This window comes from Xenorhabdus thuongxuanensis, from assembly GCF_001908095.1.
GTDB classification, from domain to species: domain Bacteria; phylum Pseudomonadota; class Gammaproteobacteria; order Enterobacterales; family Enterobacteriaceae; genus Xenorhabdus; species Xenorhabdus thuongxuanensis.
The window spans coordinates 271,447-292,896 of record NZ_MKGR01000002.1; the positions used below are offsets into that span (position 1 = coordinate 271,447).

A 21,450-nucleotide genomic window follows, 5' to 3' on the forward strand; every position below is an offset into this window, starting at 1 on the left:
TTTACATACTAAATATGACATATGAATATAAATTAAATCCACCCTCCTATCCACAAGCGTCAGGAGGTGTGATTGATATAGATGCTCAAAAAACTGAAGGGGCTAGATACATAACAATGCTAATTCCAGGTTATGGTGATGAAAAATCTGGCGACAGAATTGTTGGTTACTTTACAGACAACAAAGGTAATACTATACCTTCATTTCCTTATTCTGTTAATATTAATATTATTCCCTCTAATTTCTTTGAAGTTGTATTTTCTATAGATGATTTTTCAACAGATGGAGAATATACAGGACATTATACTGTAACAAAACTATCGGGTAATACGGCACAATCTAAAATAGCAGCGGTAAATATTGAAACAGTGTTATCCAGTTTGCCTGATTATTTTCCTGCCGTTCCAGAAGCCACAGGTAATCATGGGACACTATTAAAAAAAAGCGATTATTATAGGTTGGATAATTTAAAGGTAATTGTACCCGTCTATACCGGCATGACTTCAGGGCAAATTGTTCAAGTTTTGTGGCAAGGTCGTAATAATATACCACCTTACTCAACAGCATCACAAGAAATAGATGAAATTATTCCGCTGAAATTTCATATTCCCCGGATGGAGTTTATTAATAGTATTGGTAGTACAGCAAAAATCCGGTTTAAAGTTGGTGGATTAAACCAAAATGCCTCTGTATACTCAGGGACTTTATCCTTGGATATTGCAGGGCAAAAACTTAATTTACCGCCTCCCAGACTTTTCTATCGAGGTGATGGAACTGTTCACGTAATCATTGAATACCCTAATATGACACCAGATCAAACAGTAGAAATACGTGCAGTTGGAAAAACAATGATACAAACTTCTTATAAACCCGTTGATGATGTACAACAAATGGGTGCACGGCTTTCAGCTGATTGGGTAGAAGAAAATAAGGGACAAATTGTACTGGTTGATTATGCAGTAGGAAGCATTTATCCGGGAGTAGAGTATGATTTTTCTGAGGTATTAAGGCAAGTTCTATAACAAGTAATATACTTTTAAAAAATAATATTTTTAATAAGACGTTGGTGCATAATAAAGGAAATATTGGGATTGATAGACATAATTATTGCTTTAATTATCTATATTCCTATGCGCCAATGTCTTTTTAAAATATTGACTTATTTCATCAGAATTGAAAAAACATAGGCGAATGTTATGGAAAGAGTAAACTTAATTATTAGAATATTTTTGTATATGGCATTTATTATACCTATCGCTAATGCTAATTCAGATACAGGGTACGATGTTGCGCAAAAAATAACTCAAAGGTATTTTGATAATCAAATATATTGTGGGGATGATGGGCTTCCGGTATTTTTATGCTCAGGAGTATTAATAAGGGGAACTGTTGCGTCAGATAAATATCACTCATGGAATCCTAGCCCAACTTCTCAAAGAAAGGGAAGTGTTTCATTTTCTTATCTAAGATCTGACGTTAAAATTGTTGAATTAGCCGTTGAACATCATAATGGTTACATTTTTTCTCCCTATCTTGAAATTTTTGATAATACAAATAACCCTAAAATTAATCCTGAAATCCTCTGTTATTTTCCTACGGATGGAGGCACCGATGCTAGAAATGATAAAGGATGTGGTTCTTATTCAGGGTATCTTAATAGTGGATCTTGTCAACAACAAAATATCACTACAGCAGAACAATGGGTTAATAATTACATAAATGTTAATCATTTTGATCGTAATGCTCAATGTGGTTTTGATGTGACTGGTGATAACAGTGCAGATATATTTATGCAGGCTATAAAAGTTAACTCACTTATTGATTTGCCATTAAACAATGAATTACTTTTGGCTGTCTGGGACCAAGATATTCCTGAAAAATTACCTATAGAAGCTTTTTTTTATCAAAATGATGGATTACAAGATGCACAGCATGATCAAAAAGATTATTATCAATCTACCGGTATACTGCTACCTATCATAAAAATAATCTTCCCCAGGGATAAGAGTGAAGATGTTCGTTTTACTTATGACCAAGATGATCAGGTTAATATAAATTAATGACAGATTCTACAGTATTAAAGATAGATATATTTAGCTTTTGTTGCACTAATGATATGTTTCATTAGTGCAACAAACTATCAACATTACTTAACTACACAAAGTAGGTATCCTCCTCCTAAACTAACCGGATTTGTACTATGATCCAACGAGTTATAGATTAGATAATCATTATAATCATCCAAAACTAAAAAGACTGTAGTATGACTACCTGTAGGATTATTAATGTCATCACTCGTTAGTAGCAAATTCCATATACTAATATCTGGAAATTCTGTCGATAACACTGTGGCGTCATTATTATTAAAAATGTCTGCTTTTAAGTTTGGTGTAATAAGGCCATTATTTTCACAGTTTTTCCTACCACCCCATTGTAAATCCATATTGTTTTGATCTTGTTCGAAATATCTTTTAACTTTTGTCGTATAAACATATAACTTTTTTATGCCACTGCTTGTGTTTGTTATTGTCGCAGACAATGTCGCGTTACCTGGCTTATAAAAAGATATTTCACCAGTATCTACATCAATAGAAGTTATATCAGGATTGGTTGAAGCAAAAATAACTGAGTGATTGTTTGATTTGGTAATTTTTTCCCCATTCGAATTTCTTAATACCCCACTTAAAGAACTAAAGGCATTAACAGGTGCAGGTGAATTAGAAAAGATTATGTTTTTATTATCACTATTAACCGAGGGATTCTGGTTATTATATAGAAATATTTCTGCTTTTTTGGGAACAGGATTAAAAGTTCTTTTATCGCTAGTTTTGCTTATTTTTTTATTGAGGGTCAACGTTACGCTAAAATCATCAATACCTACATCACTTTTTACCCTTGCAACTAAATTCCCTTGTATATCAGTAACGTCTGAATCTTTAGTTACAGTCATATCTGCTATATTTTCTGGCACAGCCCATTCTACTGAATCAAACGTATAATTTGATACGTTACTATTTGTTTTCTTATTAGTAATTGTAGCTGTATAAATATATGTATCAGAATTATTAGCCATTAATGATCCTGTCGGAGATATGCTGATATTTATATCTAAATCTTGTATATCTGGTATAAAAGAAACCGCCTGGGCTTCCTTGGGTGTTTTTTGCCCTTCCACCGCCAGCGAAACGACGACATCCTTCACCGCGTCGATACTGCCCAGTGTGGCAGCCAGTGTGCCGCCTTTTCCGGCAGTATTCCCTTTGGCCTTAAACTCAAGGTTTTTATTGCCCTTATTCTTATCGTCCAGGCCCCAGCGAATACTGGAAATTTCCTGGCCTTCGGGGACGGCCTTTCCATCCTGATCTACGATATAGGCCGTGTAGGTGTAGGCATTTTCTCCATTGGCTATCAGCGGGCCTGGCTTATCAATTGCGATTTGGCTGACATAGAACCTTTTCGGATCAGCCACAAAAGAAACCGCCTTGGCTTCCTTGGGTGTTTCTTGTCCTTCCACCGCCAGCGAAACGACGACATCCTTCACCGCGTCGATACTGTCCAGTGTGGCAGTCAGTGTGCCGCCTTTTCCGGCAGTATTCCCTTTGGCTTTAAACTCAAGGTTTTTATTGCCCTTATTCTTATCGTCTAGGCTCCAGCGAATACTGGAAATTTCCTGGTCTTCGGGAACGGCCTTTCCATCCTGATCTACGATATAGGCCGTGTAGGTGTAGGCATTTTCTCCATTGGCTATCAGCGGGCCTGGCTTATCAATTGCGATTTGGCTGACATAGAACCTTTTCGGTTCAGACACAAAAGAAACCGCCTTGGCTGAGGCTGATTCCTTATTTTCAATAGAAAGTGTTACCACGACATCAGTTAATTGAATTTTGCTACTTAATGTTGCTTCTAATTTCCCTTGATTCGTCTTAACCGTACCGGTTGGGCCATCGACAAAAATATCTTTCATTTCATTTCCTATAGAATCTTTGCCAACCGCGTTCCACTTCACATGATTAATATTCACTTCCCCCACCGGTAAATTGTTACTGAACGTGATCTCTGCCGTGTAAGTGAACTTTTGAATACCATCAGAAATCAGTGTTTTTTTAAGATCGGGCATCACATTCAGTGCGTTGCCTTTTATTTTATAGTCACTAAATGTCACCTTACCTATTTTCTGCCGTGGAGCACCATCTAGCTGTATGTAAACAACGACCTCTTGGTGTATTTTTTTACTGACTAAAATGTTGGGCATTAATTGCCCTTTTTTATTTGTTAATTCTCCTTTTTCATTCGTTTGGGCCGGCAAATCATTCCATTTGAAACTTAAGCCAGATTCATCGCCTAAAGCGGGTTCAGTTGTCCAAGTTACTTTATCAATTTTGGCATTCTTGACAAACTTTCCAGCGGGTAAACCCTGATAAGTAATAATGGGATCGCTGAATGTATACCCATTTTCTTCATGGCCTGTTGTTACCGGATATTCAGGTGGAATAATATTTACTTTTCCATTGATCAAAAAAGGAAGGACTTTTATAGGAACCTGAATAACTTTGGTTCCTCCTTGATTATAGGTGATTAATATATCCAACTTGTAATCGCTTTTATGTGTTTCCTGATAACTGGGAAGTGTAATAACAATGCTTTTTCCCGAATCAGAAGAGAGTTTCCCGTGATTATCTGTAAATGCCTTATCTGTCACAATCCAGCGAATGTGTTTAATATTTGTATCAGACTGGATAGGTGCATTAACGGGTATCTCTTGCTGTCCATATCCAACAATAGGCTCTAACGCGATCAACATTTCTTGTTCTCTTTTTAAGTGATCTAAAATAATATGGTTATTTCTTTCCACTAGATCATAACGGCTACCTGCTAATGTCCGCATCGAAGCTATATTAACGGGTGACAATTGAGTACTAAAGGGAACCCCAAATTTATAATTTAAGTTTGCCAAAAACTGTGTTTCAGTATGGCCACTTTTCCCTTGTTTATAGTCCACACCCATGGTGAATAGTGGGATCGGAGTATAAGTCAGGCCTAATTTAGCCAAGCTGGGGTTTTTCTGTTTGGTGTCATGGTTAAATAAAGTTACGTTATCACCAAAATATTTCTCATATGTCAGTTTCATTCCCAGATTAGGGTAAACAGGCAAGAAAAACTCTCCATTAATATCATAACCGTTGGCGGGGCGTTCATAATAATCTTGAAAGTTTTGTGATTCTTGCCAGTCATTTAGACGATAATAGGTATTAGCGGTAAGTTTGATATAGTCGCCCCAAATTTCTCCTCCCAGCCCCAAACGTTGATTTTTTCCAGTAATGTCATGATCATAAAAAGTATTTAATCCATACATCCAATTCTGATAAAAATAGCGACCACCTACACCTAGGTTAATCGTATTTCTACTGTCTTTATTACGATAACCCAACTGGGAAAAAAGCAGCCAATCTGCTTTGTTATCAAAAATTGGCAGTAAGATATCGATTGAATTATTCTTCAGAGTCCATTTCCTGTCTAATCCAAAGTGAATTCTCACTGTCCCATACTGCGATAGCCATTTTTGAGCTTCGGAAAATACAGTGCTGTTAAATTTACCCAATGCATAGGATTTTGCTTGTTCTGCAAGGTTTGAAGGTGATGATAAAACATTCCCAAATGTTTGGATATTACCAGCAAGGATATGTGATATATCAGCTTCGGTGGTATTATGCGTTTGTTTTAAATGTGCATCCGGCTTCTCTGGATTTATATTATGCACTTCGGAAGCATTACTCATTGAGATAATCATAAATAACGTGTAAAAAACAATGATTTTTCTTACATATGAAAACATTTATAAATACCTCATAAGGATTCATACCAGTTGTTAACTCAGCATCACTTATACCAATATATTGATTAATAATAGTTGTAACTGCTCAAATTTAAAAACATCTGTGCTCACATTAAACGATAATGAAATTTTAGTCCTGCTGTTTGTCTGTTATTCCGTATGAGTACATACTATCAGTATTCACCGTGAACTATTTCGATAAATTTTTTTGGAAAAAGGCTCTATCAGAGGAAAACCATGTAGCCAATGCGCCAAAGCCGGATACAAATCCTTAAAACTGATGAAATCAATGAGCTGTATCGCCGTCCAGAATTCAGTCAGGTAGCACGTGAAGAATATCTCCTTAGTATCAGAAATGACTTAAGAATAGCAAAAATTAATTATTGTGCTAGTTCATTGTGCTGCTTTTTATTGATTAGATTTATGAAATTCCTGCTTCTGAATCCTTGGTCAGTTTTACACGGTATTTACCATGAATAAAATATACGAATTGGTCAGAAAAGGAAATTCATATATGTTCATTATCATTTCTGGATTAGCAAAGAGCTCAGGTATAAGTGTGATTATTGCTGACAGGAATAAAGATGGTTATTTTAAATCCGAAGAAATGCACGATAGCACGATAAAGAGATAAAAATTTTTAGGATACTGACTATGTATACCACAAAGGCTGCAAAAAAGGATTCATGGTAACTGGACAGAGAAATAGCTTTTTTGGGATATTGCAGATAGGGTGGTATAGCTTTTGGCTTCCCCAGCAGAAAGAGTATTATTCGCTGGGGAAATTCATTATCTGGTATCGCGGCGAGTCTTTAAGTAACAATCCGCAGATTCAAAAAGAAATAAAGATACTTCATGCCAGTCAGTTAAGCTGACTGGCATAGAAAAAATGCCCCTTTATTCAAATTAATCATTAAAATACCAATAACCGCTATTAACTAAAGCCGTGAGCAGGCTGACGAATCTGACATCATCGATAGCATTACCTAGAAGCTCAGCATTGACTTTGTCATATTGGCAAAGGGCATCAGTGGCATGGGTATGAGGAGTATCCATCAACTCCCCATTGACGAAACATTGATCGCCAACCCGCAGGACGCGTAGGCCACTCAATCGACTTAATTCTTCGCCTTGTTTCAATAAATCATAAATCTCGTCGCTCTCATAAGGGGGTTCTGGTGGTGCCAAATCTAATTCGTGGCGCGATTGGGAGATGAATTCACCAAACCAATTTTGGAAAGTTTCTGGTTGTTCTAACAATTCACGCATCATTGAACGCAGTGTGTCTAGCTCGTTTGCCTGAATCAGGGCTGGGTTATCACGGAATGTCAGTTCAGGATCGCTGTAGCGATGGCTTCCTAGCTCGTTTGCCAGAATATAATCTGCAAATCCACTGAATAATTCACGGGCATTGGGAGCACGGAACCCTACTGAATAGTTCAGTGAATCCTCAATAGCATAACCTTCATGTGGGAAACCTGGTGGAATATAGAGTATATCGCCCGGTAACATCTCTTCGTCAATAATTGCTTCAAAGGGGTCAACCTGCAATAAATCAGGATGAGGGCAATGTTGTTTCATAGGAATTTTTTCACCTACCCGCCAGCGTCTGCGCCCTTTTCCTTGAATAATAAAAACATCATATTGATCAAGATGTGGGCCAACACCACCGCCGGGTACTGAGAAAGAGATCATCAAATCATCCATGCGCCAATCAGACAGTACACGGAATGGTTTCATAAGCGCAGAAGAGGGGAGATGCCAATGGTCAACAGCTTGTACAAGCAAAGACCAGTTTTTTTCGTCTAAATGGTCGTAGGTTTCAAATGGTCCGTGGGAAACTTCCCAGCGCCCATTTTTCTGACTGACCAAACGGCTATCGATTTCATTTTCCATCGCCAGTCCCGCCAGCTCATCGGGGGAAAGGGGATCAATAAACTGATGGAAACCCTGTTTAATCAGCAATGGTCGTTTTTGCCAATGGTTTTGCAAAAACGCCTGCCAGTCCAGATTTAGCTGATAATCCATGGTGACATCCTGAAGTGAGAAGTGAATTTCGCGCTATTATAACGAATAGTCAATGACGATATCAGATTTGGTTGAAATATTTCGAGGGTGTGCTAGCAATTACTTAATTAGTGTGTTGGGTGCCAAATATCACTCTCACTCTGGCACCACCAAGTGGACTATCACTAACGCTGATATCACCTTCATATTCTTCGACAATTTCAGAGGCTATCGATAATCCAAGGCCCTGACCTGATCGCAATGTATCAGCTCGTAAGCCACGCTGAAAAATCATTTCTCGCTTATCAGGGGGAACACCTAATCCATCATCATCGACAATAATAGTGACTGAATTTTCTCCCATTGTGGCGGTGATTTTGACCAATTTCAGGCAATATTTACAGGCATTGTCCAGAATGTTTCCCATCACTTCCAGAAAGTCATTTTTTTCTCCCAGCCATGTCACTTCTGGAGAGACATCTAGCATAATTTTGATGCTCTTATGCTGATATACCTTGGCTAGGGCACTGATTAGGCCATCCAGCAAGATTGGGACAGAAGAAATCTGTCTTAGGAGTAAGCTATGGTCGCTGCGCATATTGGCTTTGTGTAGATAATAGCCGATTTGTTGAGATATTCGGTCAATTTGTTCAAGCATAATGGGTTCAGCTTGTTCAATGGTCAGCTTTTGAGGGGGGCGTAGAGAGCGCAGAGTTGATTGCAATACCGCTAAAGGTGTTTTCAGGCTATGCGTCAAATCCGAGAGTGTCGTGTGATATTTTGCATAGCGTTTACGTTCATTGGATAGCAAGTTGTTTAAGTTTCTGACCAGTCCTTTTAACTCAGTAGGAGGATTCTCGTCCAGTTCTTTCCTTTCGCCATTTTCTAGTGAACTGATCTGGGTAATTAAGGATTTTATTGGCCTAAGGCTCCAGTCAGCAGCAAGCCAGATTAACGGAATGATTAGAAGCAAGTTAGCAATTAGTACATATCCAAACCATTCCCATACTTTTGCTGATTCCTGTACATCTTGTGGAATGGTGTCAATGATAACAATGGTCATGGCAGGTAGTTTGTCAGTGGCAGGATAAATATTTACAGCAACTGAGTAGGTTAATAACACGTCATTACTGTTTTCTGCCTTTTTTGAATTATCTTGATTTGGTGTTGCTGTTGGATTATAGAAAAAATCCCCTTTTTCTTTAAAATACGCTTCTAGTGTATATAAGCCATCTTTTTTCAGCCAATCAGGATCAATCATTATTTCCAATTCAGGTACATTATTCTGGCGCCAAAGAATATTCCCATCATTATCATAGATCAGTGCTAATGAGCGGTAATTCATGGAAAAATCTTTAGGAACAAGAATTTCTAGCTTGTTATTTTCCCATCTGGCTAAGGTAAAAAATAGGTTACTTTGGCTACGGAGTATGGAATAGCTTGTTTTATCAAAACTTACTAAATATCCGGCGATAGCAACAATTCCATATGATAGCGTCAGTGCAAGAATAATAGCAGCCGTAGCCATGAGAAATCGCGTTCTCAAGGAAAAAGGTTTTTCAGAAAACTTAAGCATCATAAGATTTCACATCGAAGCGATACCCTTGGCCACGAACAGTGACAATGACCTCTTCCGGCCATTCATGCAATATTTTTTTCCTCAAACGCCCCATTAATACATCAATTGTATGACTCTCGCGTAATTCAGCGTCTGGGTACAATTGGCGCATTAGTGTTTCTTTACTGACAACCTTACCATTATTGCGCATTAAGGTTTCGATAATAATGTATTCAAAGGCGGTCAACTTAATATTAGTATCATGGATAGAAAACTCTTTTCTTGAGAGGTTGATTAAAAATGGTGATATCTCAACTAGTTGTGATGCCAAACCACTATTGCGCCGCATTAATGCCTGTATGCGGGCATTAATTTCTTCCAGATGAAAGGGCTTGGTAACATAATCATCTGCACCCGCGTTCAGCACGTTGACTTTTTCTTGCCAGCTTTCACGGGCGGTGAGGACAAGAATAGGTAAATTAATTTGCTCACTGCGCCAGCGCCGTAACATGCTAAGGCCATCTTCTCCCGGTAACCCTAAATCAACGATAGCAATATCAGGGTGACTCTCTTTAAGATAATAATCTGCCTCTTTAGCATTCTCCGCAGCATCAACTTGATGTCCGATATCCCGCAATTGTACGGTTAAGTGATGGCGAAGTAGCGCGTTATCTTCAACGATCAATATCCGCATAATGATTCCTTATGCTAATCAGTAATGTTTATCAAATAAATTTAAAATAGCTAAGTAATCAATTTCGTCAATAAAGATTAGGTAAAATTATAGATATATAATTATGAGTAAACTAAGTATAGTAACTATTTAGCTTTTGTTGGTATATTAATGATTGGTCTATTTAAAAACAAATAGTTAGGTTGAAATAGTAAATAAATTTACAATCTATTTAACTTCTATATAAGTTCATATAATTAATAACATTCAAGTTGCTACGAGGTAGCAAGAAGTTTGTTGAGACTACACAGTTGGTGTGAAATTGTAGCCTGAAAATCGCATATGGGCGGGACAGAGCCCGCCCATTTATATGAATAAACAGATATTATTTTAACTGATCAACCAACGAAATAGCGTATCCAATGTAATTTGCTGGCGTCATGGATTTGAGACGTTCTTTTTCCGCTTCAGGAAGTTCAAGGCCATCAATAAACGTTTTCATTCCTTCAGCATCAACACGTTTACCACGAGTCAGTTCTTTCAGTTTTTCATACGGTTTTTCAATGCTATAACGGCGCATAACAGTCTGGATAGGCTCTGCCAGTACTTCCCAATTGCTATCCAGTTCACCCAGTAAGTTCTGTTCATTGACTTCCAGTTTATTCAACCCTTTCATAGTGGATTGATAAGCAATCAGTGCATATCCCAGACCTACACCCAGATTACGCAATACCGTTGAATCTGTCAGGTCACGCTGCCAGCGAGAAATAGGCAGTTTGCTGGCAAGATGCCCCAGAACCGCATTTGCCAGGCCCAGGTTTCCTTCTGAGTTTTCGAAATCAATCGGATTGACTTTATGTGGCATAGTAGAAGAACCAATTTCCCCTGCAATGGTTTTTTGCTTGAAATGGTTCAAGGCGATGTAGCCCCAGATATCGCGATCAAAATCAATTAGGATGGTATTAAAACGTGCCACACAATCAAACAGTTCTGCAATGTAATCATGGGGTTCAATCTGAGTGGTATACGGATTCCACTGAATACCTAAAGAGGTCACAAATGACTCACTGAATTGATGCCAGTCAACTTGTGGATAGGCTGATAAATGCGCATTGTAGTTACCGACCGCCCCGTTGATTTTACCCAGAATTTCTACTTGCTCAAGCTGACGGAATTGACGCTTCATACGATAGGCCACATTAGCAAATTCTTTGCCGATAGTCGAAGGTGTGGCAGGTTGACCGTGGGTACGTGATAGCAGTGGCAGATCGCGATAATCATGTGCCATGCGTGTCATAGTATCGATTATTTGGCGCCATTGAGGCAGCAGAACTTCCTCACGGGCTGTTTTAAGCATCAATGCATGTGACAAGTTATTAATATCTTCTGATGTGCAGGCAAAGTGAATAAATTCTGCAACTTGATGCAGGGCAGGGATATGCGCGACTTTTTCTTTCAGAAAATACTCAACAGCTTTAACGTCATGGTTGGTTGTGCGTTCAATTTCTTTAATACGCAATGCATCCTGCTCATTGAAATTTGCAATAATTTCATCAAGGTAAGCGTTTGCGTTGGCATCAAAGGCAGGAACTTCTTTGATTTCTGTTGTTGCGGCCAGTTTTTGCAGCCAACGTACTTCGACTTGCACACGGAATTTTAGTAAGCCGAACTCACTAAAAATAGAGCGTAGTGCGCTGACTTTATCGCCGTAACGGCCATCAATTGGAGAAACAGCGGTCAGTGAGGATAATTCCATTGGTAGCAACTCCCGGATTTTATTTAACAATTTATGCTTTACAGCTTTGGTTTAACAGTTTTTAGCTAATGGTCTTTATCTAACAATTAGCAAGGATCTCTTTTGCCTGTCGGATCAGGCGCTGACGCGAAAACATGATTTGCAGGCGGCCACCACCAACTTGTCGCCATAAAACGGCACTGCGGATACCGGCCAGTAACACAGATCTGACTTTTGCCTGAGTCAATGTATTACGTAATACGTCAGGTGAACCCGTCACCTGGATGCGTGGCCCCAACGGACTGATGACATCGACATAAATTCCAGCCAGGGCGTTGAGCATTCCCTCTGACATAGGTTCAAAATAGGCTTGCTGACGTTCTAATTGTTCAATGCGGTTTGCCAATTGGTTGATGCCAGATTGATTTTTATTCAAGCGGCGTTCCAATACCATCAAACTCAGCATATAGCGGGTAAGATCGGCAGAAACGCCACTATGTGAACCATTGAACATTCCCAACATGGCATCAAGGCCAATACGCAGGTTGCAGGCATTATTGCCAAAGACATCCAGTGTGGATGTTGGGTTCATGTTCAGGATACTGTTGATCATGATCTCAAAAGCATCAGTATCACACTGACCTTCGTGGGCAAGTTTTTGTACCAGACGGCCTGACTGACAGATACCTGCCAGAGCCAGTGTAATATCGTAATAATTTTTAGCCACAACTACTCCTGTATACGTTGTTCGATCACGCCACCACCGAGACAGACTTCACCTTGATAAAACACGGCTGATTGACCAGGGGTGACAGCGGCAACAGGGCTATCAAAACGAACCTCAATTTTATCTTCGCCCAGAGGGACGACAGTGCAGGGAATATCATGCTGACGGTAGCGTGCTTTGACTACACAGCGCATTTCTGTTTGCAGGGATTGGCGATTAACCCAATGAAGTTGCTGAGCAATCAAACCGACAGACATTAAGCGAGGATGCTCATGGCCTTGGGCAACAATTAGTATGTTGTTCTCGACGTCTTTATCAACGACATACCAGGGTTCTTCATTGCCATTTTTCGTTCCCCCAATCCCTAATCCTTTGCGCTGGCCGAGTGTATGGTACATCAAGCCAGTATGTTGGCCGATGGTTTGTCCATCCACGGTCATAATTGGGCCAGGCTGGGCGGGTAAATAGCGCCCAAGGAAATCACGGAATTTACGCTCACCAATAAAGCAGATGCCCGTCGAATCTTTTTTCTTTGCAGTGACCAGGCCAATTTCTTCGGCAATGCGGCGTACTTCGGGTTTTTCCAACTCCCCTACAGGAAACAGGCTCTTGGCAATTTGCTGGTGGCTTAAGGTATATAAGAAATAGCTTTGATCTTTGTTGTCATCCAGGCCACGGAGCAATTGGCTAGTGCCGTTCACATCCCGACGACGGACATAATGTCCGGTTGCGATATAGTCAGCCCCTAAATCCTCTGCGGCAAATTCCAAAAATGCTTTGAATTTGATTTCCTTATTGCAAAGAATATCCGGATTTGGGGTTCTGCCTGCTTTATATTCAGCAAGAAAATGTTCGAATACATTATCCCAATATTCGGCTGCAAAATTGATGGTATGCAACTCTATGCCCAGTTTGTCACAAACGGCTTGGGCATCGGCAAGATCGGTGGCAGCCGAGCAATACTCTTCACTATCGTCTTCTTCCCAGTTTTTCATGAACAGGCCAGCAACCTGGTAGCCCTGCTGTTGCAGAAGGTAGGCGGAAACGGATGAATCAACACCGCCGGACATGCCGACAATGACTTTTTTCTGGCTGTTATCTGACATGGATATATCTCACTGCGGAAAAAAACAAACGCAATACTTTAGCACGTTGGCAACCAAGGTGCACCTAACGTCTTCATTTGACGAAAGGTGAACCATAATAATCCAGTATCGATAGTGGATAAGTTTTGTGCTCTAAGTAGCAGATAAGACTTTCGGCGACCAACGGAGAGCGTAACTGTGAACTATTAAGGATTTCTTCTGCACTTAACCAGTGGCAGCAATGGATATCGTTATCTTGTGGATTGGTATTCAGGATTTTTTCCATTTCAACCAAGAATAGAAAACGGATAAATGGGGTTCTGTCCGGTGCAATCCATTGGTGCAGTTTTAAAAATGCTTGTGGTTGCGCACGAATTCCAGTTTCTTCCCATAATTCCCGTTCAGCAGCTTCCAGTAATGTTTCATCAGCTTCAAGATGGCCTGCGGGTTGATTCCACAGAGGCTTGCCGTTGATCAACTCTTCTACAACTAAAAACTTATTTTCTGCATGAACAATGCAGGCAACTGTAACATGTGGACTAAACAAGATTAATTTCTCTCCATTCTCCAGGGGATAGTGAGTCTAATTGCATCGAACCCATACTAAAACGGATTAGGCGCAGTGTAGGATAACCCACATGGGCGGTCATTCTACGTACCTGCCGGTTACGTCCTTCATGTAACGTAATTTTAAGCCAACTGACTGGAATGTTTTTTCGTTCACGGATAGGGGGGACTCTCCCCCAGAGCCATTCCGGCTCTTCCACTAATTCAGCTCCGGCGGGCAAAGTCGGGCCATCTTTCAATAAAATGCCGCTACGAAGTTTATTCAGAGCAGTTTCATCAGGAATGCCCTCGACTTGAACATAATAAACTTTAGCGGTTTTTTTATTGGGTTGAGTCAATTTGGCTTGCAATTTTCCATCATTGGTTAACACCAACAAACCTTCACTATCACGATCCAGACGACCGGCAGCATAGACATCAGTAAACGGGATAAAATCTTTTAACGTTATTCTTCCCATCTCATCGGTAAATTGGGGTAAGACATCATAAGGTTTGTTAAAAATCAATACGCGACGAGGGCCGATTGATTTTTTTATGGTTCTGTTATTTTTTCTCTGGCTGAATCGGTTAAGTTTACGTTTTTTAAAAGAGATATTTGTCATGATAAGCCATAGTTAAAAATTAGGGTGCGTATTATACCTTAAATCTGTGACCGTTGGCGTTTGCAGAATATTCAAGTAGTATTGACACGTCCCTTACAAAAAATTAACAAGGCATTGCGCTTATTTGAAAGGAGAGGTTAATGGAAAGCAAAGTAGTTGTTCCGGCGGAAGGTAAAAAAATTACTATTGATGCCAAAGGTAAATTAAGTGTTCCGAATAACCCTATTATCCCTTATATCGAAGGGGATGGCATTGGTGTTGATGTTACGCCGGTCATGCTAAAAGTTGTTGATGCTGCGGTTCAGAAAGCGTATAGCGGTGAGCGCAAAATTTCCTGGATGGAAATCTACACAGGTGAGAAATCCACGCATGTTTATGGTAAAGATGTTTGGTTGCCAGATGAAACGTTAGATTTGATCCGTGAATACCGTGTTGCTATCAAAGGCCCCCTGACAACACCAGTAGGTGGTGGTATCCGTTCGCTGAACGTCGCACTGCGTCAGCAATTGGATCTGTATGTCTGCCTGCGTCCGGTTCGTTACTATCAAGGCACGCCAAGTCCTGTTAAGCAGCCTGAACTGACCGATATGGTGATTTTCCGCGAAAACGCTGAAGACATTTATGCGGGTATTGAGTGGAAAGCGGGTTCAGCGGAAGCGGACAAAGTAATTAAATTCCTGCAAGATGAGATGGGTGTTAATAAGATCCGTTTCCCTCAACAGTGTGGTATTGGTGTAAAACCTTGTTCAGAAGAAGGTACTAAACGTTTAGTACGTGCCGCGATTGAATATGCCATTGATAATGACCGTGAATCAGTCACTCTGGTTCATAAAGGCAATATCATGAAATTTACCGAAGGTGCTTTCAAAGATTGGGGTTATGAACTGGCTCGCACTGAGTTCGGCGGAGAATTGTTGGATGGTGGCCCGTGGGTTAAGATCAAGAATCCTAAAAATGGCAAAGATATTATCATTAAGGATGTCATTGCAGATGCTTTCTTGCAACAGATCCTGCTGCGTCCGGCTGAGTATGATGTTATCGCTTGTATGAACCTGAATGGTGACTACATTTCTGATGCCCTGGCTGCACAGGTAGGTGGCATCGGTATTGCTCCAGGCGCAAACATTGGCGACGAATGCGCGCTGTTCGAAGCAACACACGGTACTGCACCTAAATATGCGGGTCAGGATAAAGTCAACCCTGGTTCTGTGATCCTTTCCGCTGAAATGATGTTACGCCACATGGGATGGTTCGAAGCCGCAGACTTTATCGTTAAGGGGATGGAAGGTTCAATTGCTGCTAAGACTGTCACATACGATTTTGAGCGCCTGATGGAAGGTGCTAAACTACTGAAATGTAGCGAATTCGGTGATGCTATTATTTCTCACATGTAATAGTCACTGATTAAAATAGATAACGGGGGCTTAATGGTTCCCGTTGTTTTTAACGATATGAAAATTCTTCTGCAAAACCGGTTATAATTTGACCGTTATTTCACCGCCAAAATAATCCAATCTTTACCTCTATCATCATGGTATTTATCTGTCATTGACTGGCTCTTATGACCGAGTAATGTTTTTGTATCGACGCCCTGTTCGCGGTACAAACGTTCCGATAAACCCATTTCATTCTGTGCGTTATCGATGCTGATCATTGTTCTTCTCCGCTATTAAGGTCGATAGCCATCTGGCCTGCTTCTTCCAGTGCGCTAATCATTTTCTGGCGCTTCCCTTTGGTCTTTTTTCGTGCGTTCATACAGAAAGTAACTCAGCTTCGTTTTTTTCATCCCGTGCGAGCTGGTGGCGTAACTCATCAAATCTTCCAACCATGTGATCGAGAGAAGGAAGAGCGTTAATCCCGATACCTGAATTTCCCGATTTGAAATCGATAAATGCCTGGTTCACGTCAAGTTGAAAGTCAGGTCGAATCCATCCCGCATAAGAAACGGCTATCAGCTCATGTGCGTAAGTGCCCGGTGAAGAACCACCATTATTTATATCGACTGCTTTTTGACCAGACTGCAAATATGCCGTCTGATTGTTTTTCAATAACTTAGCTTCCAGTTCTGCGATAAGCTCTTTTGCGTACTTGGTTCTCAACCATTGGTTAGGTGCTTTATTTTCGTTCTCTCCACTGGCTTTATGCAGTGTGTTCAGGTTGTAACGCCCGAATTCATCAAGAGGAATCTCAACACCGACAACCACAGGTAGTAATTTACCTTTCATATTTTTTACCCCGTCTTACGCTGTTACCTTTCTTTATTGGTGTTATCTTTATTTCTGCCACTTTGGGTGCGGGTGGCAGAGGAGGGCATGAGATATATTCAGCTCATTTAATTCATTCGCTGCGTCGATAATATCCATGTTATTTCTCGCTATTTGTTGGGGTGGCGGTAGAGAGGGAATACATCATCATTTTTATTACTCACCTAAACCTCCTGCATATGCCCTTATAAATTCTTCCGCGACCGGCGCGACGATGGCATTTCCATAGGCGCGCAATCGTCCCACTCTGTTGGCAGTCCCATTAGCCAACGGGAATACGAATGACAGCATCAGCCAGTTCCACCTCAGCCATAGGGCGATGAGGCAAATGATCATCCATCAGATTTTTACGTTCCCCCTCCATTGCCTCACTGATTTCGGAGTGAATTAAACAGAGCAATGTTCCGCGTTCACGGGGATTAGAGGTGAGGGATTCGCGGAGATACCCCTGACTACGGACTCAAGGGCATGAGCGCGACCACTGCGAGAGTGTGGTTGATTGACTGTAGGTCATTCAATGAGTGGCCTATGGTGAGTTAATTAACGGAGAAATTTCATGAACGATAAAGATTACTGGCTGGAAAATACTCTCGACAATTTCTTTTTTCAGTCTCGGCAGAAACAATGCGAGAATTTTAGAAATAACCGCCAACCCAAACAACGCATGACCGCGCAGGAGCGCGACACTGTTAACGCATTAACCAAATTCATTACGACAGTAAATAGCGCCCCATCGAAAAAACCAATTTCAACCAAAACCAAATCCCGCCGTAGACTGGAATCGGGCGGGGTTAGTGCGAGGGGTTAGTATTTTTCTTTTTCAGATGATTGATCAGTTTTAATGGCATAACAATCACTATCATGTGAATCAGGATAAATGCAGCACATTGAATTACAAATACAGGTAAAAAATCGGGAGTATGCTGGCTAAGCCATAATTTGAGTGACTCAGGAAAAAATAGAATCACCAGAACGATTCCCCATGACTGAGCAAATTTATTAATTTTCTCATCAAAATTCATTCTTTTCTGACGTTTCTTACTCATTGATTAAATTTCATTCTCATTGAGGTGGGGAATTTATTCTAACCGATTTCTCACTGTAGGGGTACATGAGAAACCACTGCCGCCTGAGGTGGTTAAATACCGGCATAAAAGAAGAGGTAAAGCCCATCTTTCAGTTTATTCGCAATCACACGTTGAAATCATTTATCTGGACAACTCCATATGGAGAGAAAGGCTTATATCGAGTCAAGGCGGACTCAATAACCATGATCCCGATGTCTGGTGGAGTCATGAGAATATCAGCCGTATTTGAACAGGCACATAGCGCATGAAAATTAATGCAGACCTCCAAGCGTTGGAGGCAGGAAATAAAATTTTGTTGTTTACTGTTGATGGTTCAGTATTTGGTGGGCCAGAGCTGTATTTTCATAACCACCCGATTCCTTATACAGAAAAGGAACTGGAAGATGATATAGGTAATTTACCGATTAAATCTATCTGGTGGCAGGGCGTAGAGTATAAGCCGTGGCCTGTCAGAATTGAAGGACTGGAAGTTAACAGTGACGGCAGAACGGTATCACCCGAACTCCGGGTTGCTAATCTGGACGGAACTATCAGTGCATTGTGTCTGGCTTACCAAAATATGGTGCAGGCACGTGTCACTATCCATATGACATTTGCGCATTATCTGGATGCGCGTAACTTCCCGGAAGGAAATCCAGAGGCTGACCCGACACAGGAAAAAATAGACGTTTTCTACATCGACAGCAAAACACATGAAGACAATGAAAGCGTCCAGTTTGCTTTATCTTCCCCGGCTGATTTGCAGGGTATTCAGATCCCGACTCGTCAAATTCACAGCCTGTGTACATGGTGTATGCGGGGGTTGTATCGCAAATCCCCCTGCAACTACACAGGAACGAAGTATTTTGATGAAGAGGGCAACCCAACCGATGATCCATCTAAAGATGCATGTGGTGGATTAATGAGCGACTGCAAGGCTCGACATGGAGAGGACGCTCAATTACCGTTCGGGGGTTTTCCGGGGTCGGCGTTGCTGAGACGGTGAAAAATCCATAGTGACTCAGATCAAGCTTTAGGAAACACAAAAGGATAAAAAAAATAATTTTCCTATACTTTTTATGCTTTTTTAATTACTAAAGGTTTTTTATGAAAAAATTAGTTTTAGCAACATTGATTACAGTAGGAATATCAGCCTTATCTATGAACGTGTATGCCACTGGCGAAAGTACTATTTCAGTAGGCTATGCGCAGAGTCATGTCAAGATTACGGGCGATAAGCTAGACGAAAATCCAAAAGGTTTCAACGTCAAATATCGTTATGAATTCGATAATGATTGGAGTGTGATTGGTTCGTTCGTATACACTCACCAAGGGTATGAATATTATTATGATGGATACAAAACGGCTACTATTGATTTAGATTATTACTCTTTGACTGCCGGTCCTGCATACCGTATTAATGAATATGTGAGCGCCTACGGCTTAATTGGCTCGGCTCATGGTAAAGCAGAAGCTAAATCAGGTGGATATTCACATAGTGAAAGCAAAACTGAACTTGCTTATGCCGCAGGCTTACAGATTAACCCAATTCCTAATATGGCCATTGATGCATCATATGAATATTCAAAAATCGGTGAGGTCAAGGTTGGCACATGGGTGATCGGTGTTGGTTATCGATTCTAAGAAATTAATTAAAATTTAAATATAACCTAACCTGCTTCGGCAGGTTTTTTGTTATATGAAGGAGCCTATATGCGCCCCCGTATTACCCAATCCATCATGGAACACGCCAAATCAGAATACCCCAATGAATGTTGCGGTTTGGTGATTCAAAATAGCCACAAGCAACAATATATCCCCTGTCGTAATACCGCGCCTTCACCCACAGAGCAATTCAGCATTCACCCCGAAGATTATGCCAATGCTGAGGATGTGGGCACTATTGTTGCTATTGTCCACAGTCATCCCGATGCAACAACGCAACCCAGCCAATTAGATATTGCGCAGTGTGACCTATCACAAATTCCGTGGGTTATCGTGTCGTGGCCGGAGGGGGATATTCGTACCATCATGCCAACGGAGGGTATCAAGCCTTTGCTGGGCCGCCCGTTTGTACATGGTATTTGGGACTGCTATTCCATCGTGCGCGATTGGTATCGACTGGAACGTAACATAGATATTCCTAATTTTGAGCGCTCAGATGGCTGGTGGGAACGTGGCGAAAACCTGTATATGACGAACTATGCGGCGGCTGGCTTTGTGGAGTGCAGGGGTGAATTGCAGGTGGGTGACGTGATCATTATGCAGGTACAGGCCAAAGAGCCTAACCATGCTGTCACAGAATGGTGTAGTTGATGTGACATTGCCGAATGGTCAGACGGTATCGTTGCAGTCGATTAAGGCGCTGTATGACGGCATTACCCATATCAGGAAAGAATTAGGAACAAAGGCCGAACAGACGGATGTCAATAACCGCCTCGAAAAATCCAAGAACGGGGCGGATATTCTGGATAAATTGGCATTTGCACAGAATATTGGTGCGTTAATAGACAATAACGCCATTGTTAATGCGCCAGAAAAAGGGCGGAATAATGTACTAAACTCTGATTATGATAATTTGCCAATTAACCAGACATTTTTTGGCTATATCCATGGAAAAAACGCAGGCGGCGTTACTGGACCAGGGATACATTTTGCTAGTCTAAACAATAGTTATAACCTCATGATGCAAGCCGAGTATTATAATGGGGGGCGTCAATTGATATTTAGGACGCATAATGGTGATAATCAGTCATGGAATCCATGGTGGAGGATTTGGCATACCGGTAACACCACCGTCGTCGACGGTTTTCTAAAAAAAGCGTCCCCCATTATTCAGATCTACGCCGATGGTAAATTTACCACCAACGACGAATCCGAGGGCGCTACCGTTGAACGTTTATCAGAGGGGGTTTACCTCATCAAAAACGTGCTGGGATTTAATGCCGACGCCGCATGGGGCGGGGTCGATGGCGGGGTTGAGATACCCCTGTGCAAAAATAAATTACCGTTGATTTGGGTGGATTACAAAGTGCTACCCGATGGTGCCATCAAAATCATGACGTATCATCGAGAGCACGCAGACGCACCGGTATTCGCCAGAAATGTACGGGATGGCTACGCTGACGGTGACCCGATTGATGTCCCTGTTGGTCGGTCTATATCTGTCCGTGTCCAGATGCCGGCAGATTCGGTGTGGAATGTGAGGCAGGGGGAGGTGGGGACGTGATGGGAAAAGCCCTCGAGGGGGAGGGCTTTATTATATTTAAATCAAGCTGCTTTTAGAGTGGTATCAAGATCCTTATCCAACTGACGGTTTAGATACTTAACTT

The 21,450-nt window shown here is 41.0% G+C and carries 18 protein-coding genes and 3 pseudogenes; 8 read left to right on the forward strand and 13 right to left on the reverse strand.

Annotated features, from left to right (window positions below; genetic code table 11):
• The first annotated feature begins 68 nt into the window (after positions 1 to 68).
• Together Xentx_RS02745 and Xentx_RS02750 are read left to right on the forward strand one after the other, a co-directional pair.
• The gene (locus tag Xentx_RS02745; RefSeq protein WP_139292415.1) at positions 69 to 1,022 is read left to right on the forward strand and encodes a hypothetical protein; all 954 of its coding nucleotides are present in this window, start codon (positions 69 to 71) and stop codon (positions 1,020 to 1,022) included.
• A 174-nt stretch (positions 1,023 to 1,196) separates the two neighbouring features.
• A complete protein-coding gene (locus Xentx_RS02750) occupies positions 1,197 to 2,060 on the forward strand; it encodes a hypothetical protein (protein WP_074018746.1) in 864 nt (287 codons plus the stop codon).
• A gap of 86 nt (positions 2,061 to 2,146) precedes the next feature.
• On the opposite strand, the gene Xentx_RS02755 is transcribed toward Xentx_RS02750, so the two are convergent.
• The 9 genes from Xentx_RS02755 to rluE form a co-directional block, all read right to left on the reverse strand.
• Complete coding sequence (locus Xentx_RS02755; protein ID WP_074018747.1) at positions 2,147 to 5,833, reverse strand: inverse autotransporter beta domain-containing protein; 3,687 nt, start codon at positions 5,831 to 5,833, stop codon at positions 2,147 to 2,149.
• Positions 5,834 to 6,739: 906 nt separating this feature from the next.
• Positions 6,740 to 7,861: a ribosomal protein uL16 3-hydroxylase gene (locus Xentx_RS02770; protein WP_074018750.1), complete on the reverse strand. Its 1,122-nt coding sequence runs from the start codon at positions 7,859 to 7,861 to the stop codon at positions 6,740 to 6,742.
• Between the two features lie 103 nt (positions 7,862 to 7,964).
• The gene (gene phoQ, locus Xentx_RS02775; protein WP_074018777.1) at positions 7,965 to 9,416 is read right to left on the reverse strand and encodes a two-component system sensor histidine kinase PhoQ; all 1,452 of its coding nucleotides are present in this window, start codon (positions 9,414 to 9,416) and stop codon (positions 7,965 to 7,967) included.
• Positions 9,409 to 10,092 carry a two-component system response regulator PhoP gene (gene phoP / locus Xentx_RS02780; protein WP_074018751.1) on the reverse strand — a complete coding sequence of 228 codons (684 nt, stop codon included), beginning with the start codon at positions 10,090 to 10,092 and terminating at the stop codon, positions 9,409 to 9,411. Before phoP ends, phoQ begins: the two co-directional genes overlap by 8 nt.
• Before the next feature lie 364 nt (positions 10,093 to 10,456).
• Complete coding sequence (gene purB / locus Xentx_RS02785; RefSeq protein ID WP_074018752.1) at positions 10,457 to 11,827, reverse strand: adenylosuccinate lyase; 1,371 nt, start codon at positions 11,825 to 11,827, stop codon at positions 10,457 to 10,459.
• 79 nt (positions 11,828 to 11,906) lie between these two features.
• Entirely contained in the window at positions 11,907 to 12,533 is a 627-nt protein-coding gene (gene hflD / locus Xentx_RS02790) for a high frequency lysogenization protein HflD (RefSeq protein ID WP_074018753.1), read from the reverse strand.
• Between the two features lie 2 nt (positions 12,534 to 12,535).
• Positions 12,536 to 13,639, reverse strand: coding sequence for a tRNA 2-thiouridine(34) synthase MnmA (gene mnmA / locus Xentx_RS02795; protein ID WP_074018754.1), 1,104 nt, complete (start codon positions 13,637 to 13,639; stop codon positions 12,536 to 12,538).
• A gap of 73 nt (positions 13,640 to 13,712) precedes the next feature.
• Complete coding sequence (locus tag Xentx_RS02800; protein ID WP_074018755.1) at positions 13,713 to 14,165, reverse strand: NUDIX hydrolase; 453 nt, start codon at positions 14,163 to 14,165, stop codon at positions 13,713 to 13,715.
• The gene (rluE, locus tag Xentx_RS02805; RefSeq protein ID WP_074018756.1) at positions 14,158 to 14,787 is read right to left on the reverse strand and encodes a 23S rRNA pseudouridine(2457) synthase RluE; all 630 of its coding nucleotides are present in this window, start codon (positions 14,785 to 14,787) and stop codon (positions 14,158 to 14,160) included. The genes Xentx_RS02800 and rluE overlap by 8 nt, the downstream gene beginning before the upstream one ends.
• 140 nt (positions 14,788 to 14,927) lie before the next feature.
• Between rluE and icd the strand changes: the two genes are divergently transcribed.
• Positions 14,928 to 16,181, forward strand: coding sequence for an NADP-dependent isocitrate dehydrogenase (gene icd / locus Xentx_RS02810; RefSeq protein ID WP_074018757.1), 1,254 nt, complete (start codon positions 14,928 to 14,930; stop codon positions 16,179 to 16,181).
• 95 nt (positions 16,182 to 16,276) lie between these two features.
• Here icd and Xentx_RS02815 read toward each other — a convergent pair.
• The 3 pseudogenes from Xentx_RS02815 to Xentx_RS19495 all read right to left on the reverse strand — a co-directional run.
• Positions 16,277 to 16,414 (reverse strand): annotated as a pseudogene (locus Xentx_RS02815) (integrase); the annotation flags it as partial.
• Between the two features lie 244 nt (positions 16,415 to 16,658).
• Positions 16,659 to 17,012: pseudogene (locus Xentx_RS02820) on the reverse strand (KilA-N domain-containing protein); the annotation flags it as partial.
• Between the two features lie 195 nt (positions 17,013 to 17,207).
• Positions 17,208 to 17,327, reverse strand: a pseudogene (locus Xentx_RS19495) (DNA cytosine methyltransferase); the annotation flags it as partial.
• A gap of 280 nt (positions 17,328 to 17,607) precedes the next feature.
• On the opposite strand from Xentx_RS19495, the gene Xentx_RS02825 reads away from it, so the two are divergent.
• On the forward strand, positions 17,608 to 17,859 hold the full coding sequence (locus Xentx_RS02825) for a hypothetical protein (protein ID WP_074018758.1): 252 nt from the start codon (positions 17,608 to 17,610) through the stop codon (positions 17,857 to 17,859).
• Here Xentx_RS02825 and Xentx_RS02830 read toward each other — a convergent pair.
• Positions 17,843 to 18,097, reverse strand: a complete 255-nt coding sequence (locus Xentx_RS02830; RefSeq protein ID WP_074018759.1) for a hypothetical protein — start codon at positions 18,095 to 18,097, stop codon at positions 17,843 to 17,845. The two genes, Xentx_RS02825 and Xentx_RS02830, sit on opposite strands and share 17 nt — an antisense overlap.
• A gap of 286 nt (positions 18,098 to 18,383) precedes the next feature.
• On the opposite strand from Xentx_RS02830, the gene Xentx_RS02840 reads away from it, so the two are divergent.
• The 4 genes from Xentx_RS02840 (at position 18,384) to Xentx_RS02855 (ending at position 21,347) form a co-directional block, all read left to right on the forward strand.
• Positions 18,384 to 19,124 (forward strand): phage minor tail protein L, encoded by a 741-nt coding sequence (locus Xentx_RS02840; RefSeq protein WP_074018760.1) that lies wholly within the window; start codon positions 18,384 to 18,386, stop codon positions 19,122 to 19,124.
• A 101-nt stretch (positions 19,125 to 19,225) separates the two neighbouring features.
• A complete protein-coding gene (locus Xentx_RS02845) occupies positions 19,226 to 19,762 on the forward strand; it encodes an Ail/Lom family outer membrane beta-barrel protein (RefSeq protein ID WP_074018761.1) in 537 nt (178 codons plus the stop codon).
• Positions 19,763 to 19,831: 69 nt separating this feature from the next.
• Positions 19,832 to 20,434: a C40 family peptidase gene (locus Xentx_RS02850; protein WP_083600853.1), complete on the forward strand. Its 603-nt coding sequence runs from the start codon at positions 19,832 to 19,834 to the stop codon at positions 20,432 to 20,434.
• The gene (locus Xentx_RS02855; RefSeq protein ID WP_074018762.1) at positions 20,409 to 21,347 is read left to right on the forward strand and encodes a phage tail fiber protein; all 939 of its coding nucleotides are present in this window, start codon (positions 20,409 to 20,411) and stop codon (positions 21,345 to 21,347) included. Before Xentx_RS02850 ends, Xentx_RS02855 begins: the two co-directional genes overlap by 26 nt.
• Positions 21,348 to 21,450: the final 103 nt, after the last annotated feature.

Bases quoted from the DNA above. Each gene is read 5' to 3' on its own strand.
- Xentx_RS02750 (WP_074018746.1), top strand. From the start codon at position 1,197: ATGGAAAGAGTAAACTTAATTATTAGAATATTTTTGTATATGGCATTT.
- Xentx_RS02755 (WP_074018747.1), bottom strand. From the start codon at position 5,833: ATGTTTTCATATGTAAGAAAAATCATTGTTTTTTACACGTTATTTATG.
- Xentx_RS02770 (WP_074018750.1), bottom strand. From the start codon at position 7,861: ATGGATTATCAGCTAAATCTGGACTGGCAGGCGTTTTTGCAAAACCAT.
- phoQ (WP_074018777.1), bottom strand. From the start codon at position 9,416: ATGCTTAAGTTTTCTGAAAAACCTTTTTCCTTGAGAACGCGATTTCTC.
- phoP (WP_074018751.1), bottom strand. From the start codon at position 10,092: ATGCGGATATTGATCGTTGAAGATAACGCGCTACTTCGCCATCACTTA.
- purB (WP_074018752.1), bottom strand. From the start codon at position 11,827: ATGGAATTATCCTCACTGACCGCTGTTTCTCCAATTGATGGCCGTTAC.
- mnmA (WP_074018754.1), bottom strand. From the start codon at position 13,639: ATGTCAGATAACAGCCAGAAAAAAGTCATTGTCGGCATGTCCGGCGGT.
- rluE (WP_074018756.1), bottom strand. From the start codon at position 14,787: ATGACAAATATCTCTTTTAAAAAACGTAAACTTAACCGATTCAGCCAG.
- icd (WP_074018757.1), top strand. From the start codon at position 14,928: ATGGAAAGCAAAGTAGTTGTTCCGGCGGAAGGTAAAAAAATTACTATT.
- Xentx_RS02825 (WP_074018758.1), top strand. From the start codon at position 17,608: ATGAACGATAAAGATTACTGGCTGGAAAATACTCTCGACAATTTCTTT.
- Xentx_RS02830 (WP_074018759.1), bottom strand. From the start codon at position 18,097: ATGAGTAAGAAACGTCAGAAAAGAATGAATTTTGATGAGAAAATTAAT.
- Xentx_RS02840 (WP_074018760.1), top strand. From the start codon at position 18,384: ATGAAAATTAATGCAGACCTCCAAGCGTTGGAGGCAGGAAATAAAATT.
- Xentx_RS02845 (WP_074018761.1), top strand. From the start codon at position 19,226: ATGAAAAAATTAGTTTTAGCAACATTGATTACAGTAGGAATATCAGCC.
- Xentx_RS02850 (WP_083600853.1), top strand. From the start codon at position 19,832: ATGCGCCCCCGTATTACCCAATCCATCATGGAACACGCCAAATCAGAA.
- Xentx_RS02855 (WP_074018762.1), top strand. From the start codon at position 20,409: ATGCTGTCACAGAATGGTGTAGTTGATGTGACATTGCCGAATGGTCAG.